This window comes from Drancourtella sp. An57 (assembly GCF_002161525.1).
In the GTDB taxonomy this organism is placed as follows: Bacteria; Bacillota; Clostridia; order Lachnospirales; family Lachnospiraceae; genus Sellimonas; species Sellimonas catena.
In genome coordinates this window covers 63,308-79,835 of record NZ_NFHY01000007.1, presented here as the reverse complement: position 1 = coordinate 79,835, position 16,528 = coordinate 63,308, and the positions used below count along the sequence as shown (strand labels likewise).

Annotated in this window: 13 protein-coding genes; 2 read left to right on the top strand and 11 right to left on the bottom strand. The window is 48.7% G+C overall.

Annotated features, from left to right (window positions below; translation table 11 throughout):
• Positions 1 to 29 precede the first annotated feature (29 nt).
• The gene (locus B5G11_RS07220; protein ID WP_087252683.1) at positions 30 to 365 is read left to right on the top strand and encodes an LPS biosynthesis protein; all 336 of its coding nucleotides are present in this window, start codon (positions 30 to 32) and stop codon (positions 363 to 365) included.
• A gap of 98 nt (positions 366 to 463) precedes the next feature.
• Here the strand turns inward: B5G11_RS07220 and B5G11_RS07215 are convergent, their stop codons facing one another.
• The 4 genes from B5G11_RS07215 to B5G11_RS07200 form a co-directional block, all read right to left on the bottom strand.
• Positions 464 to 1,156, bottom strand: a complete 693-nt coding sequence (locus B5G11_RS07215; protein ID WP_087252682.1) for an ARMT1-like domain-containing protein — start codon at positions 1,154 to 1,156, stop codon at positions 464 to 466.
• Positions 1,150 to 1,671: a peptide-methionine (S)-S-oxide reductase MsrA gene (gene msrA / locus B5G11_RS07210; RefSeq protein WP_204229577.1), complete on the bottom strand. Its 522-nt coding sequence runs from the start codon at positions 1,669 to 1,671 to the stop codon at positions 1,150 to 1,152. The genes B5G11_RS07215 and msrA overlap by 7 nt, the downstream gene beginning before the upstream one ends.
• Positions 1,672 to 1,811: 140 nt before the next feature.
• Positions 1,812 to 2,729 carry an Rpn family recombination-promoting nuclease/putative transposase gene (locus B5G11_RS07205; RefSeq protein ID WP_087252681.1) on the bottom strand — a complete coding sequence of 306 codons (918 nt, stop codon included), beginning with the start codon at positions 2,727 to 2,729 and terminating at the stop codon, positions 1,812 to 1,814.
• Positions 2,730 to 3,058: 329 nt separating this feature from the next.
• A complete protein-coding gene (locus B5G11_RS07200) occupies positions 3,059 to 5,773 on the bottom strand; it encodes a TetM/TetW/TetO/TetS family tetracycline resistance ribosomal protection protein (RefSeq protein WP_087252680.1) in 2,715 nt (904 codons plus the stop codon).
• A 259-nt stretch (positions 5,774 to 6,032) separates the two neighbouring features.
• On the opposite strand from B5G11_RS07200, the gene B5G11_RS07195 reads away from it, so the two are divergent.
• Positions 6,033 to 7,412 (top strand): MATE family efflux transporter, encoded by a 1,380-nt coding sequence (locus tag B5G11_RS07195; RefSeq protein ID WP_087167231.1) that lies wholly within the window; start codon positions 6,033 to 6,035, stop codon positions 7,410 to 7,412.
• A gap of 67 nt (positions 7,413 to 7,479) precedes the next feature.
• On the opposite strand, the gene B5G11_RS07190 is transcribed toward B5G11_RS07195, so the two are convergent.
• The 7 genes from B5G11_RS07190 to B5G11_RS07160 form a co-directional block, all read right to left on the bottom strand.
• Positions 7,480 to 9,069 (bottom strand): M1 family metallopeptidase, encoded by a 1,590-nt coding sequence (locus B5G11_RS07190; protein ID WP_087167230.1) that lies wholly within the window; start codon positions 9,067 to 9,069, stop codon positions 7,480 to 7,482.
• 23 nt (positions 9,070 to 9,092) lie between these two features.
• Complete coding sequence (locus B5G11_RS07185; RefSeq protein WP_330616824.1) at positions 9,093 to 10,466, bottom strand: MATE family efflux transporter; 1,374 nt, start codon at positions 10,464 to 10,466, stop codon at positions 9,093 to 9,095.
• 73 nt (positions 10,467 to 10,539) lie between these two features.
• Positions 10,540 to 11,307 (bottom strand): type III pantothenate kinase, encoded by a 768-nt coding sequence (locus B5G11_RS07180; protein WP_087167229.1) that lies wholly within the window; start codon positions 11,305 to 11,307, stop codon positions 10,540 to 10,542.
• Positions 11,308 to 11,310: 3 nt separating this feature from the next.
• Positions 11,311 to 11,982, bottom strand: a complete 672-nt coding sequence (locus B5G11_RS07175; RefSeq protein ID WP_242958968.1) for an ECF transporter S component — start codon at positions 11,980 to 11,982, stop codon at positions 11,311 to 11,313.
• Between the two features lie 68 nt (positions 11,983 to 12,050).
• Complete coding sequence (gene coaBC / locus B5G11_RS07170; protein ID WP_087252679.1) at positions 12,051 to 13,262, bottom strand: bifunctional phosphopantothenoylcysteine decarboxylase/phosphopantothenate--cysteine ligase CoaBC; 1,212 nt, start codon at positions 13,260 to 13,262, stop codon at positions 12,051 to 12,053.
• Positions 13,263 to 13,375: 113 nt separating this feature from the next.
• The gene (locus B5G11_RS07165) at positions 13,376 to 15,625 is read right to left on the bottom strand and encodes an alpha-galactosidase (RefSeq protein ID WP_087252678.1); all 2,250 of its coding nucleotides are present in this window, start codon (positions 15,623 to 15,625) and stop codon (positions 13,376 to 13,378) included.
• 86 nt (positions 15,626 to 15,711) lie between these two features.
• On the bottom strand, positions 15,712 to 16,527 hold the full coding sequence (locus tag B5G11_RS07160) for a carbohydrate ABC transporter permease (RefSeq protein ID WP_343215481.1): 816 nt from the start codon (positions 16,525 to 16,527) through the stop codon (positions 15,712 to 15,714).
• Position 16,528 lies beyond the last annotated feature (1 nt).

Below are 16,528 nucleotides of genomic sequence, written 5' to 3'. Positions count from 1 at the left end.
AGGGAAACAGGACTCAGGGAGGGATACCTATGATCATCGAAGGAAATCCAAAACAAAAAGAAGCAATGGAAGCCTTTCACCGTGGCGACCGCGCCGAAGGACTGCGGCTTCAGGAGGAGTTTGCCTCCGCATTCCGGGAAGAATATAAGGACAAGGATCACTGCCCTTGCCAGAAAGCCTGCCGCTACCACGGCAACTGCAAGGAATGTGTAGCCATCCACCGGGCTCATCAGGAACATGTACCGAATTGCATGCGCCCGCTCCTAAATAAGAAAATCCGGGCACTTTCCGAGCTCACCGAGCACACGATCGCTCTGGAAATTGAGCCGCCAAAAGAAGTGCTGAGGAAAGAAGTTCAGAAATAAAAACAGCCCCATGCTGCAGCTTTGTTATAGTTGCAGTATGGGGTATCTTTTCTGATTCTTTAATAGACGTCCGAAACAGACTTGATAAGCTCTCTTTGTCACCGGACTCCATGACAGCAGATCAATTCTCCAACTGGAGCCTTCAAAATCCCGGCGATTCTCTCACATTTTACCATCATCAAATGGTAAATGTTCTTGTCCGTGCATTCACTGAGACTTTCAAAATTGCCCTGACCTTTGCTGATAATAACATCCGCCTTTTCAAACACATTCCGAAATTGCAAAGAAGTATCTGACAGTACCGTACCAAGGGCTCCGCTTCCGTTCTCGATCACCTCTGCCACTCTTTCCATTCCTGTCATGCGGGCATCCAGAATCGTCACATCATTGACAATCGGTTCCCCTCTGACTCCATATGTAACGGAAAGATCTGGATACTGCTTCCGGATTTCTTCTATAAACAGTTTATCCAACACAATTTCTCCGCAGTTATCCCCTATATACAACACACTTTTTGCATCTTTCAAATCTTTAAAGAGCTGCCCGCTGTCATCCACCGCCAGCATTCCATTCATCCGATGGTATACTTCTTCCATCACAAAACGGACTTCTCTGCTCCCTGCAAAATCAATCTGATTTCCAGCGGCTGCCAGACGCAGGGCACCACAAAGCGGGTCTTCTGAGCGCTTCACCGACAAGCGAAGTTCTTCCTCCTCATCCATATCCAGCAGACGGATCACACGATACACCTGATTTAAATTACAGAGCATACACGCATGATGCATTAACATATACTTTCCTCTCCCATTTCTTCTGCAATGAATTCGTCCGCATCCAGCAGGTTGATATGGCAGTAGCCGGCCGGATTCTTATCCAGGTAATCCTGATGGTATTCTTCTGCATCATAAAAGCAGGCAAGGGGCATGCATTCTGTCACAACCGGATTTGCATACTTCTGCTTCTCCTTCTCGATTGCCGCCTCAATCACGGGCCGGTCCTCTACATCCACATAATAGATGCCGTTCCGGTACTGTTCCCCAACGTCACCGCCCTGCCGGTTGAGCTCCGTCGGATCCACAACCTTGAAAAAGGCTTTTAATAACAGTTCCAGGGAAATCTGTTCCGGATCATACACGACCTTCACCGTCTCCGCGTGCCCTGTCGTATTGCTGCAGACCTCCTGATACGTCGGATTCTCCGTTCTGCCATTGGCATATCCGGCCGTCGTCTCTGCAACACCCGGCAGCTTTTTCATAAATGCTTCCATTCCCCAGAAGCACCCTCCAGCAAAATAGATTGTTTTCATATTTATGTCCTCCTTATGCAAATTGTTCTCTTCCTGATGCTTTTTCCAGGAGAGCGGATAAGGTGTATTCGGACTCCCCATCAAAACCACATCCGGTATAAAAAACTCTTCGTTCTGTTCCTGATCCGTCCAAACCAATTTTAAAGAAGTTTTTGGAATTCCTCCACCGTCATTCCACATTCCACGGCCGCCTGTTCCACGGTCAGCACCTGCTTCCGATACAAATCAATTAATGTCTGTTGAATTCCCTGTTGAATTCCCTCCTGGATTCCCTGGCGCATTCCTTTTTCGTGTCCCTCCTTGAGTGCGCGCTCTGCTGCACGCTCTGCCGCATGTTTGAAATGCTCATAGTCGCGGATCGCCCGTTCCCTCGCTTCATATTCGCGCCTTTTTTCTTCATCCTGGCTCATTTCCAACAGGTCTTCGTATGCCTCTTCCAAATATGGATTTTCTTTTGCCAATTCTTCCATCTCCTTTTTGTCCGGCCCCCGGAAGAATTTCATCCATGCTACAATCCCGTCCGGATCCTGATAACCTTCCGGTATCTTGGGCAGTTCCAGAATCTGAATCTCCATCTTATCGCTGTACAGCTTCATGGTCTTGTTATCCCGAAAATTGATCACGTGGTAACTGATGTCATCATCATGGAAATATGTGAAATTCAGGATTCCGACCTGGATGCACTTCTGAAGTTTCTCATACCCTTCTCCTTTTTTCAGCTGATCGGCAAACATCTTGCACAGATAAAACATCTGCCGCTCGTCCCAGTAATCCACATAGGCAACCTGCATCTCCATGTCGATCTGAACTCCGTTCCGTAAAAGGACGTGTACATCCAGAATGCCCTGTTTTTCCTCTTCGGACCGCCGGGAAAGCTCATTTTTCAGCAGAATCGTCTCGCCGATTTCTTCGGGTGGGACTTTCAGCAGCACTGCAATAAATCCCTGTCTCGTCTTTGGATTGCGCATCAGCTCTTTGAAACACCAGTCCACATAGGGTTTCATGATAAATTCTTCCTGGCCGTTTGTGATTTTTTGATTGGTTTCATTTGTTCTCATAGACAGTCTCCTTTCTGAGATGGCTTTTGCATCTGCCTGATAAGGAACTGTTCTTCTTTCTACAGTGTACCATAATCCATGAAAGCCGAAAAGGTCTGTTCTTTTCTGACAGATGTCTCTGCCGTATTCAGTTTGATTGATTGGATAATCCGGCGAACGCCGTTGAATGAGAAAAGCAGAATGCTTTTCAGATAGTGTTATCTTATCACAGTGACCTGGATAACTCCATAAAAAATCGGAGAATTCTTTCTAAACTTTTTAAAATATTCTACGTGTTCATGTATGAAAAGACGGAACGGGCTGTCCCTTGTTCCGTCTTTTCAATAGACCTATGGCGTTTCTTTTCTGGCGGCTTTCCTTCCCTGCCGGATCTCCTCCATGAAATCGCTCATCTCTTCGGAGAGCTGGTCGAAGAGATAGGTTCTCCCTTTTGTGTCCTGGTGGTCCAGATACGTTTCCCTGATCTCGATACTGGCCTGTTCGATTTCTTCCTTCAGTCCTTTTGCAGAAAGCCTTCTTGCGCCCTGTCCCATGATGATGATCTGCTCCAGTCCGTCCGATGTGGCGACAGTCACCTGGTGGGTACGGCCGATTTTATGTACCGTCTTTTCGATATACTGATCCGCTGTCTCAGCTTCTTTTGTATAGACGACATAGATATTGTGGTACTTCTGTACCTCACCCGGATGTCCTTCCACTTTGTAGGCGTCAAATACAAGGATCAGGGTCTGCTTTTTGAAACCCTGATAATTGCTCAGGATATCCATCAGTTTATCTCTTGCCGCCTGGATATTGATTTTGGACAGCTCTTTTAATTCCTCCCACGCAAAGATAATGTTATAGCCGTCTACAAGGAGGTATTCTTCCTCCTCCTTCTTTTTCGCGTAGACGGTCTTCGGCGCCCTGGAAAGGGTTTTGTTTTTTTGTTTCTGGTATCCGTATTTTCGTTCCTGGCCGGACCCGTAGGTACGGTTGAAGATCTCTTCCAGTTCTTTCTCGTCTCCCCAGCCGTAACTGGAGGTCAGGGTATAGGAACGGGGTGCGGCCGCTTCTTCCCGGGGTTTTTCTTCTTTCAGGCAGCTTTCCAGATGCATATAATTTTCTACCTGATCCCACTCCACATAAAATCCGGCACCATGGGCACAGAATACGGATCCCGCCGGGTTGTCCGCATCCAGCTGCGGCCGGTATCCTGCCGCCTCGATGATTTCCTCCGCATTGTGGCATGGCTCGTACCCTTTCAGAGTGCAGGACATCCTTCCAAGCCCTTTCGTATAGGCAATGACTTCCATCTGGTACCCCTGAAGCTCCGATACGGGAACGCTGCCGCGCAGGACGGCGCGGTCCATCTCCTGCTCCGGAGGCGCAAAGGAGCCGCCCATCTTCTGGATGTCCGTCATAGCTCGCCCGATGGATTCCTGCGGGACTTCCAGAATAAAGTCGTAGACCGGTTCCAGCAGGATACTTTCCGCCTTCATCAGTCCCTGCCGGACAGCGCGGTACGTCGCCTGCCGGAAGTCTCCGCCTTCTGTATGTTTCTGGTGGGCTCTTCCGGATGCCAGGGTGATTTTCAGATCGGTGATTTCCGATCCGGTCAGAACTCCTGGATGCTTCCGCTCTGCCAGATGGGTCAGGATCAGACGCTGCCAGTTCTTATCCAGCACATCGTCGCTGCACTGATTGTCGAGAACGAGTCCGCTGCCCCGCTCACCCGGTTCCAGAATCAGATGGACTTCCGCATAGTGGCGGAGGGGCTCAAAGTGGCCCACCCCTTCTACTTTCTTCGTAATGGTTTCCTTGTATACAATGCTTCCGGAGCCAAATTCGGCACGGACGCCGAACCGCTCTTCAATCATGCTTTTCAGGATTTCGATCTGAACCTCGCCCATCACCTGGACATGGATCTCTTCGGCCTGCTCATTCCATACGATGTGCAGTTCCGGTACTTCCTCCTCCAGCTGCCGGAGTTTCAGAAGCATCAGGTGAACGTCCTCCCCGTCCGGGAAAAGGATCTGATAGGAGAGCACCGGCTCCAGCATCGGCACCTGGGCGTCCTCCTCCATTCCAAGTCCTTCCCCGGACCAGCTGGAATCCAGTCCCGCCACGGCGCAGACCATCCCGGCGGAAGCCTCCTCCACCGCCTGATAGGAGGCACCGGAGTAAATCCGGATCTGATGAACCTTTTCCTCCCAGGTCTCTTCCGGGTCCTGCTGTTTTCTGCCCCTTAAAATGTCCTTGACTTTCAGTGTCCCGCCGGTGATTTTCAGATAGGTCAGGCGGGTCCCGGACGGATCTCTTGCAATCTTGTAGACCTTTGCCCCGAAGACATCCGGATAGGATGGTGCGGTTGTAAAGGTGTCAAATACCTGAAGGAATTCCTCCACTCCCTGCATCTTCAATGCAGATCCAAAGCAGCACGGGAACAGCTTTCTCTCCCGGATCAGAGTCCTTACCGCCTCATCCTCGATCTCTCCGGTCTCCAGATAATATTCCAGAAGAGATTCTTCGCACACTGCGATATTTTCCAACAGTTCCTCCCGGCTCTGGTCTTTGCCAAAGTCCACACACCGCTCGTCCAGCTCTTTCTTTAGTTCCTGCAGAAGGGCCGTCCGGTCCGTCCCCGGCTGGTCCATCTTGTTTACAAAAAGAAAAACCGGAATCTCATACCGGTCCAGCAGGGTCCAGAGGGTGCGCACCTGTCCCTGGACGCCGTCCGCCCCGCTGATCACCAGCACCGCATAATCCAGTACCTGAAGGGTTCGTTCCATCTCCGCGGAAAAATCTGCGTGGCCCGGCGTATCCAGGAGCGTCACCTGCCTGTCCCCGATCACGGTCTGTGCCTGTTTGGAAAAAATCGTAATGCCGCGGTCCTTTTCCAGCTCGTAGGTATCCAGAAACGCATCTTTATGATCGACTCTTCCAAGCGTCCGGATTTGTCCGCTCTGATATAAAATACTCTCGGCCAGCGTCGTCTTTCCCGAATCCACATGGGCGACCAGACCGAGACAAATCTGTTTGTCTTTATTTCCAGACGTATCTTCCATATGAAAATACCCCTTTCTGTTCGATAGTACAGATACTATCATAACACAGAAAGGGGACGTCTATAAAGGGAATTCTCCCGCTTTTTCACCTCCGAATCCTTTTTCTTTTTCCCTCAGTATGATATACTGGGTATATGTCACCCGTTTTCCAGGGGAATGGAAGCGGCTGTGCGCAGAGAATCCTTCAGACAGGATTCTTTTTTGTGGAATGAAATACCTTGCTTCGATAAGGTACAAAAGATATGAGGAGGTTTTTGAAATGGAAGAAAATGAAAAGATTGTGCTGTTTGAAAAGGCATCAATCCCCTCGGCGGTTGCCAAGCTGTCGGTTCCCATGATTTTCAGTTCTCTTGTCATGGTGCTCTACAACATGGCGGACACCTATTTCGTGGGAATGCTCAACAATCCGGTGGAAAATGCCGCAGTTTCCCTTGCCGCTCCGGTGCTGCTTGCGTTTAATGCCATCAACAACCTGTTTGGCGTTGGAACATCCAGCATGATGAGCCGGGCGCTTGGACGAAAGGACTATGAGGTGGTATCGGAAAGTTCAGCTTTTGGATTTTACTGCTCTTTGATCTGCGGAGTGCTATTCGGTCTGCTGTGCGGACTGTTTCACGGACCTTTACTGACCCTGATCGGGGCGGATGAGACGACACGTGCCGCCACTCAGGGATATATGTTCTGGACAGTTTATCTTGGAGCAGCCCCTTCCATTTTGAATGTCGTCATGGCCTATCTGGTCCGCTCGGAAGGTGCGGCCCTTCATGCCAGCATCGGGACGATGAGCGGATGTATCCTGAATATGATTCTGGACCCGATTTTCATTCTTCCGTGGGGCTTCCACATGGGTGCGGCAGGCGCCGGACTTGCCACCTGTATTTCCAACTGTGTGGCCTGCCTGTATTTTTTCGTTCTTCTTTATGTAAAACGGGGAAATACCTTTGTCTGCATCAATCCAAAGAAATTCCGGATCAAGCGCCAGATCATCAGGGAGGTCTGCGGTGTCGGCATCCCGGCTTCCATCCAGAACCTGCTCAACGTGACCGGGATGACGGTCCTGAACAATTTTACTTCCGCCTACGGGGCGGACGCCGTGGCCGCCATGGGAATCGCCTACAAGATCTACATGGTTCCGATGCAGGTGGCAATGGGATTCTCCCAGGGAATCATGCCGCTTGTAAGCTATAACTTTGCTTCCGGCAACCGGAGAAGGATGAAAGATACCATTCTCTTTGCCTTGAAGCTGATCGTCCCGGTCCTTGCAGTAGTGACGGTTCTTTATTATATCAATGCCGGACGGCTCATCAGCCTGTTTATGAACAATGAAGCGATCATCGCATACGGAACCCGGTTCCTCCATGGATTCGGACTTGGCATCTGCTTTATCAGCGTAGACTTCCTGGCAGTGGGTGTCTTCCAGGCACTGGGATTCGGAAGATATGCTCTTCTGTTTGCGGTCATGCGGAAGCTGATCCTGGAAATTCCGGCACTTCTTATCCTGAATATGATTTTCCCGCTCTACGGACTGGCTTACGCGCAGTGTACAGCGGAATTCATTCTCTGCATCTGTGCAATCCTGATGCTCCGGCACATTTTCCGGACCTATCAGGATACAAAAGAATACGCTTCTTCCCATTAAATAAAAGAGGAAACCGGTTATATCCGTTTTCCTCTTTTTTCTCATATCTTTCCCGCAAATCCGGTATTTATGCAATATACTTTGTTATGATCTGATTCACCTCTTCCGAGTTATCATATGCTCTGACTGCCTGCAGAAAATCTTCTGTCCTCGCTTCTTTCATACACCAGTTTCTGTAATACTGCTGGAGCATGGAGAAAAATTTTCCATCACCCATGGCATTCTGCAGTTCATACAAAAAGCAGGAGCCTCCAGTATAGACATACTCGGAATACGTATCCACTTCCTGTTGGTACTGTTCATAAGTGCGGTTGATAATAAAGCGCTCTCCCACGATCTGCTCAATCTGACTTTCCATATCCCGGTGAAATTCCTCGTCTGACATCGTTCCCCAGATTTCGCTGCTTCCAAGCCGTTCTTGATCCCGTTTTACCGCTTCCACTGCACTCGCCAGCCTGCTCTGCTGATACAGCACATCCTCGCAGTACTCGGCAAAACCTTCATCCAGCCACGCTTCTTCATACGGGTCATTTCCCACTCCGCCATAGAACCACTGATGTGCCGTTTCATGGGCAATCATACTGCAGGCCGATGTATAGGAGGCACTCTGATCCAGTTTCTGAATGTTCTCAACATCCGGCATTGCGGCCATCACAAGCCCCGGAAACTCCATCCCGTTTGAAAGCGCCGTCTGTACAATGTCCAGCTCTTTATACGGATACTCACCGATGAACCTGGAAAATAAAAGTACTGAATCCCTTGCAGCCATTAAGGACAACTTATTATATTCTGTGTTTCCCTTATAATCCAGATAATAGTGATTAACTTCGACACCTTCGGCATCTACACACTCCTTCTTCATACGGTCAGATGCCACAACCGCCAGTTCCCGGATGCTTTCCGCATAAATCTCCGTCACTTTACCGGATGTCTTCTCCTCTCCGGTGGCCGCCACTGTATATTCTTCAGGCGCTGTGAACGTACAGCGAAATACAGCCGGACTGTGATAGTTGGACTCGCCGGAAAATACATATGGATTTTCATTCCATTTTCCGTTTTCGTACATGGCAGTAACCGGAAAACAAAATGATAACTGATACACCCGGTTCTCTCCTTCTTCCCAGTATCCGAACTTTTCTTTCTGTTCTGGTATGTCAGTCACAAAATCAAGAGAGATGGTAATGGTATCCTTTGGCTTCAGCTCCCGCTCTCCCAACTGCAGATAAATGACTGAGGAATCTTCTTTTGTTTCCGTCACAAGCATCTGATCCGTACCTGCGATTCTTGCATTGGAAATGGTGGATGTTCCCGTTCCTTTCTCCTTCAGGATCGAAGCCGCATAGTTTCTCACACAGATCTGTCCGAGTGTATCTTCTGTCTGATTCGTGATGGTCATGGTGCTGTTTCCCCGAATCTGCTGCTTGACGGTATCCAGTGTAATCTCCATTTCATACTGTTCTGCCCTGCATGTCTTTCTCTCCCCGGCAGGCGGCAGTTCTTCTGCCTCATACGGCTCCAGTTCGATCTCATCAACCGTCCGGCTCTCCAGCTTTGTCTCCTGTTCCGTCTGCTCACTTTGGACACAGCCTGCAAGCTGTTCTCCCAGGAATAACACCGCCAAAACGATTGCCAGATACTTTTTTATATTCTTTTTCATACACTTTTTCTCCAAAAATTTCTTTATACTTCTTCCGCACTGTTTAAATGCATCTCCAGCTTACACTGTTTCCTCACAAAATAGAAACAGACTGCCTGCATGATGATAGTCAGAATCCAGGATGCCGGATAGGAAATGAACAGAAAGTACAGAGATCTGTGGTGCGGGAAGAACAGGTAAATCCAGACGATTCGTGTTCCCACCGTTCCGATGACGGATAAGATCATCGGCACCGCCGAGTGTCCCATTCCCCGCAGGGCTCCCGGGAACAGGTCCATGATGCCGCAGAGAAAATAAGGTACCGTTGTGATGGACAGTACTTCCAGGCCGCACTGAATGACTTCCGGCTCTGCCGTATAGATCTGAAGAAGCTGTCCTCCGAAAACGTAGGCCCCGATTCCCATGAGCGCGGATACGCTGACTGTCAAAATGATGCAGTCCAGAAGAACCCTGTCCATCCGTTTTTGCTTACCGACACTGTAGTTCTGGCTTGTAAAGCTCATGCATGCCTGGGTTACTGCATTGACTGCGGAATACAAAAATCCGATGATGTTGTTTGCCGCCGTGTACCCTGCCATGGCAGTGGATCCGAATGAATTGACCGAGGACTGCAGCAGGGCGTTGGAAAAGTTGATGACGGTACTCTGGATTCCGGCAGGAATTCCCACCTGAAGGATCCGCACAAGATGCTCCTTTTTCACCGTCAGTCTGGAAAACCGCAGTTGGTAGCTTCCGTCGGACTGATGCAGGCACCGGATAACCAGAATACAGGAAATCATCTGGGAAGCCACCGTACCGATGGCAACGCCTGCCACATCCAGCGGGATTACGATAACCAGAAGAAGATCCAGCACCACATTGGTCAGCCCGGCCGCAATCAGAAAATACAGCGGTCTTCTTGTGTCTCCCACAGCCCGGAGGATGGAGGCGCCGTAGTTGTAAAGCATAAAAAACGGCATGCCCATGAAGTAAATCTTCATATACAGTACCGACTGGTCAATAACGTCGTCCGGCGTTCCCATCAGGGAAAGCGCAAGTCTGGACGCTGCCACTCCTACAAATGCCATAACGATTCCGCTGATCAGGGCCAGAGTAATAGCTGTGTGTACTGCTTCTGACATTTCCCGGTCTTTCCCGGCCGCATAATAACGGGCTGCCAGTACGTTGGCGCCCAGCGAAATTCCAATAAACAGGTTCGTGAAAATATTAATCAGTGCGGACGTGGAGCCTACTGCCGCCAGAGCCTGGCTTCCGCTGAATCTTCCCACTACAATGATATCTACTGCATTAAACATAAGCTGCAGAATGCTGGTCAGCATCAGCGGAAAGGCAAAAGTCACCAGCTTGTCCATAATGGAGCCATTGCACATGTCAATTTCATATTTGTTTTTCTTCAAAGTCCGTTCCCCCTTTTTGATGATGTCTCATTCCATAATACTGCCGCGGTCTTTTGACCGCGGCTTCCCTGATTTATTTCTTGTTTTTCTGATACAGAATCGACAGCCCCTTCAAGAGCAGATCGTCATCCAGAATGACCTCTCTTCTGCAGTGGGGCACGATCTTTTTTGCAAGTCCGCCTGTAGCAATGACTGTCACATCGGAGCCAAGCTCTTCTTTCATCCGGTCGATGATTCCGTCGATGGCCGCTGCACTGCTGTAGATAATCCCGCTCTTCATGCATTCGATCGTATTTTTCCCGATCAGATGCTCCGGCGCTTCCAGACTGATGCCGGACAGCTGTGCCGCCCTTGCCGTCAGGGAATCCAGTGATACCCCCACGCCCGGATAAATCATGCCGCCCTGATAGCAGCGGTTCTCATCGATGACGCTGACCGTTGTCGCCGTCCCCATGTCAAAGATCAGCATCGGAGGTTTATATTCCTGAAGACCGGCCACCGCGTCCACAACCAGATCGCCCCCAAGAGACGCCGGATTGTCCATCCGGATATTCAGTCCGGTCCTGATGCCGGCTCCCACAATCATAATCTCCTTCTTCAGGATCTTCTCGGCCGCAAGCCGGAAGGACTTTGTAATCTGAGGAACCACGGATGAAATGATTCCGCCTTCCAGCTCGTGCGGATTGATATGGTAGATGTCCAGGACATTTTTAATATCAATCGCATATTCCAGTTCCGTCTTCGTCCGGACGGTGGAGAGCCGCTCGATAAAGCTGCAGCGGTTTCCCTCCATACATCCGATGACGATATTTGTATTTCCTATATCAATCGCTAAAATCATACTCTAAACTCCCAGTCTGTCTCTGATATTTTTCTTCATCAGAATCTTTCCGATTCCAAGGGTAAAGACCGCCGCCACAATGGCCTCCGGCACCCCGTTGATTCCGATCACGGACAGAATAAATGTGTATACCGTGCTCTCTGCTACGCCGTTTGCCTTTGCATAGGCGTCACGGAAAAATACAAAAATCAGATTCATCACAAGCAGCGTGTTAACCAGTGCTCCGGACATGCCTGCCAGAATCAGTCCCGGTGATGATACTTTCTCACTTCTGGTCAAAGCTTTCACTCCTTTATATACATAATATGGAACCACTCCGACCAGAACTCTCGGGATAAAGCAGATGATCAGGCTGCCGATCCCTCCGCTGAATTCTCCGAGGTTATAAAACGGTGTGAATACAAACGATGTCACCGTCGGGTTCATCGTGTTGTTGATAAAACTGGTCACACCGAAAACAAATCCAAGTACCGCTCCCTTTTTCGGCCCCATCAGAATGGATCCGATAATCACCGGGATGTGGATGATGGTCGCTCTCGTAAATCCAAGCGGGATGTATCCGAGGAAAGGGGTGAATGCCAAAATCACGATAATTGCTCCGAATAATGCCACCTGGATCATGCTGCGCACGCTCATGGACGTGCCTGCGTTTCTGCTGTCTGCTCTTTGATTCATAATTGCCTCCTTGTTATCATTCTCTTCTGAGATACAATACGTTTGGCACAGAATAGCTTCTGTTTACCTTATTCTTTTGTTTGTTTCTTTTTCTGTTCTTTTAAGATCCGGTCGACGATGTGCACGGCTGTCTCCTCTTTTGTCATCTTTTCGAGTGAGATTTCCTCATCGTCTGTGATCATGGTCACCACATTCGTATTGCCGCCGAATCCGGCGCCTTCTACTTTCAGGTTGTTCGCCACGACCATATCCAGATGTTTCTTTTTCAGTTTCTTTCGTGAATTTTCCAGCATATGTTCGGTCTCCATGGAAAATCCGCAGAGGTACTGATCCTCTCTTTTATGTTCTCCGAGATACTGGAGAATATCATCGGTCCGCTCCATTTCGATGGAAAGTGCTCCATCTTTCTTTTTAACCTTCTCATCGCTGACGTACTTCGGCCGGTAGTCCGCCACCGCGGCTGCCTTGATGATGATGTCCTGCTCCGGTGCATGAGCGGTGACCGCCTCAAACATCTCCCGGGCCGTGGTTACCGTAAGGATGTTCACAAACTCCGGCTTCTTCGTCTCCGTCGGTCCGGTCACCAGCGTGACGTCCGCGCCCCGGCGCATACAGACTGTTGCAAGGGCATATCCCATCTTCCCGGTGGAATGGTTGGTGATATAACGCACCGGATCGATGGATTCCTGTGTCGGTCCTGCTGTGATAAGTACCTTCTTCCCCGCAAGATCTTTCTCATACTGAATCTCACGCAGGATATATTCCAGCAGAAGCTCCGGCTCCGGCATCTTGCCCTGGCCAGTATCCCCGCACGCCAGATAGCCACTGGCCGGGTCCACTACTTCATACCCGAAACGGCGGAGCTTGTCCAGGTTGTCCTGCACAATCGGATTGAGGAACATATTCGTATTCATCGCCGGAACGATGATCTTCCTGCACCGGCATGCCATGATAGTCGTTGTCAGCATATCGTCCGCGATCCCGTTTGCAATCTTTCCGATCACGTTGGCGCTGGCAGGTGCCGCCATTACCACATCCGCCTGTTTTGCCAGAGACACATGCTCCACACTGTACTGGAAATTCCGGTCAAATGTATCGATCAGACACTTATTGCCGGTCAACGTCTCAAATGTAATCGGATTGATAAAGTTCGTTGCATTTTCTGTCATCAGTACATGCACATCTGCCTGAAGCTTTTTCAGTGCGCTTGCCAGGGACGCGATTTTATAGGCCGCGATACTTCCGGTCACGGCAAGTATCACTGTCTTTCCTTTCAGCATAGTCTTTCCCCTTTCTTTTCCAATGTTCCTGTATTATTATAATTTCTAACACATAAAAAAGCAAACCGTTTCTTACGGCTTGCTTTCTTTGCCTTGTTTCTTTTTTCGTACATTTACATGACATCTGTTTTTTTGATATGGAACAGTCTGGAGAAATAGTCCCCCTGCTGCTCTCTTGCTACGCCTGCAAGGCCGGAAGAGCAGTCGGAAACACTTAATCCTGCATACATCAGCTCATCCCCGTAATGTACACCGCAGTCCATTTTTGCTCCGAAACATTCCTGTACGGAGTAGGCTGCCGTTTCATCCAGCCCTTTGAAGCAGATCCGTTCAAATTTGCCCTGCGGCGGCTGCATCACGCGGAAGTAGGCCATAAGACCTTCGCTTCTGTCATCCGCAATCACTCCCCAGGCTGAGTGGTTGCCCTCGAACGGACTCTTGAGCCGGTAAAAGACGCCCTTCTGGATCAGATCCCGGTACTTCTTCATAAACGCAATCTGTTCTTTCATCTGTTCCAGCTCTTCCTCCGGAAGCTTTGTGATATCCAGCTCATAGCCGAATGTTCCAAAGTACGCCACATTTCCCCGCATTTCCAGAGATGTATTCCGGAATACCTGATGGTTCGGAGAAGCGGATACATGGCTTCCAATGCTGCTGATCGGGTATACATAAGACGTTCCGTACTGAATTTTGATCCGTTCTACCGCATCCGTGTCATCCGACGTCCACGCCTGCGGCGCGTAATAAAGCATTCCCGGATCGAATCTGGCCCCGCCGCTTGCACAGGATTCAAACAGGATCTCCGGAAATTCCTGAATCAGCCGTTCATACAGGCTGTATACTCCAAGAATATATTTATGCCGTACTTTTCCCTGATAACTTTTGGAATTTCCATTGGAGAATACCTCGGAAAATGCACGGTTCATATCCCACTTCACATAGGAAACCGGCGCATCTTGCAGGATCTTTCTCATCTGTCCGTGGATGTGATCCACCACTTCCGGTTTGGAAAAATCCAGTACATACTGATTTCTGCTGTGGCAGTAGTTCCGCCGGATATCCGCCAGAAGCCAGTCCGGATGCTCCCGGAACAGGTCACTGTCCTTGTTTGTCATCTCCGGCTCAAACCACAGACCGAATTTCATGCCCAGATCTTCGATTTTTCCGGCAAGTCCTGTAATGCCCTCCGGCAGTTTTTCCAGATTCGGATACCAGTCTCCAAGAGACGCATTGTCCCAGTTCCGCTTCCCGAACCATCCGTCATCCAGAACAAAAAGCTCTATACCAATTTCTTTTGCCTTCCGGGCGATATTCAGTATCTTTTCTTCAATAAAGTCAAAATAGGTTGCTTCCCAGTTATTGATCAGGATCGGTCTTGCCTGATCTCTCCACTTTCCTCTTGCAAGTCTGGTACGGTACAGTTCATGGTAGGTCTGACTCATTCCATTCATCCCGTGTTCAGAGTATACCATCACCATCTCCGGAGTCTGGAAGGATTCGCCCTTTTCCAGTTCCCAGCGGAATTCATTTGGATGGATTCCCATCACCACTCTTGTCACGTCGAAGTTGTCGACCTCGACCTGCGCAAGAAAATCTCCACTGTAGACAAGACTGAACCCAATCACTTCTCCGGAAAATTCATCTGCCTCTTTTCGCTTCAGCATCAAAAACGGGTTGAACTGATGGCTGCTGCATCCATGCATACTGTATACTCCCTGGGTACCGTAACACAGTTTTCTCGTATGCGGATGACGCTCCCGGTTCCATGTCCCTGCAAGTTCAACCATTTTATATTCTTTGTCCGGCAGGTCAAGGCAGCCGCTCATACAGTTTAAAAGCGTAATTCCATTCTCATTTCCGCACGCAAAACGTGCATGCCTTGTAATCACCGGGCGTCCATTGAAAATCGTGTAGGACAGCACGATTTCTGTCTTTAAGAATGTATCTTCCAGAACAATTTCCAGAGTGTCAGCCTCGCTGTCATCTTCCACATAGACAGCCGGGAGTCCCTGAATTTCTTTCTTTCCGGAATAAATTTCGTGTGTTTTATATTTAAAATCTGCGACCCTGCTTCCATCCGCACTTTCCAGTTCAAAAGCCGGATATCTTGTATCGCCGGAGCCAAAGGTTGGATATTCCTGTTTCAGATGTTCCAGGGAAAAATTACTTCTCCCTTCAAACGGGTACGGAGCCATATCTCTTGTTGCATACTCCACCAGATAGCCAAAATCTTCCCTGTCTGTGAGATGTTTCCCGAAATATACATGGCCTAACTGGCCATTTTCCAGAACTTTGATAATATAACTGATCTGTTCATTGTAAAGATGAAATTCTTTTGAAGTTTGGTGAAATTGAATCGCCATTTCATTCTCCTTTTTCCTATTCCCATTTTTCTTTATTTTATCAAAAGAGGGAACCTTTTACTAGAAAAGATTCCCTCTGCCTTAAATCACTTAATGGCTCCCCCGGTTCCTTCGATGATGTATTTCTGTGCAAATAAAAAGATCAAAATTGGCGGTACGATCATAATCACAGTAATACAGAGCATCGGGACAATTTCCTGAGAGTAAACACCCTTAAATGATGCAAGACCTAATGCCAGTGTGTACTTGGATCTTTCCTGCAGGAAAATCAATGGTCCTAAGTAATCGTTCCATGCGGCAAGCATATTCAGTACACCTACCAGAATTAATGAAGGTCTCATAATCGGAACATAGATTTTATAGAAAATCTGGAAAGCATTTGCTCCGTCAATTCTCGCTGCCTCCTCGAAATCTTTCGGTACGCCCATTAAGAACTGGCGCATCAGGAAGATATAATATGCAGATCCAAACCAGGACGGGACGATCAACGGTTTCAGCGTGTTCAGCCATCCAAACATATTAAATTCCATATACTGCGGGATCATTGTAACGTCCCACGGAATCATCATTGTGGAAAGCAACAGCATGAAGAGGATGTTTTTCCCTCTGAACTGGAATCTTGCAAATCCATATGCAACAAGCGCTGCGGATACCATGGATCCTAATGCGGATCCTACCGTTACAATTACAGAGTTCTTTAAAAATGTACCGAACGGCTGAGCGTTCCATGCATCCACGTAATTCTGCCAGTTCCAGATATCCGGCAGGAAACTTGGCGGGTAGGCAACTGCCTCTGTTTCTGACTTAAATGTGGAAAAGAACATATATACGAAAGGGAACAAAAAGTAAACTGCAATCAATGTCAAAATCACATACAGTACTACTTTTGTTTTTTTAGACATT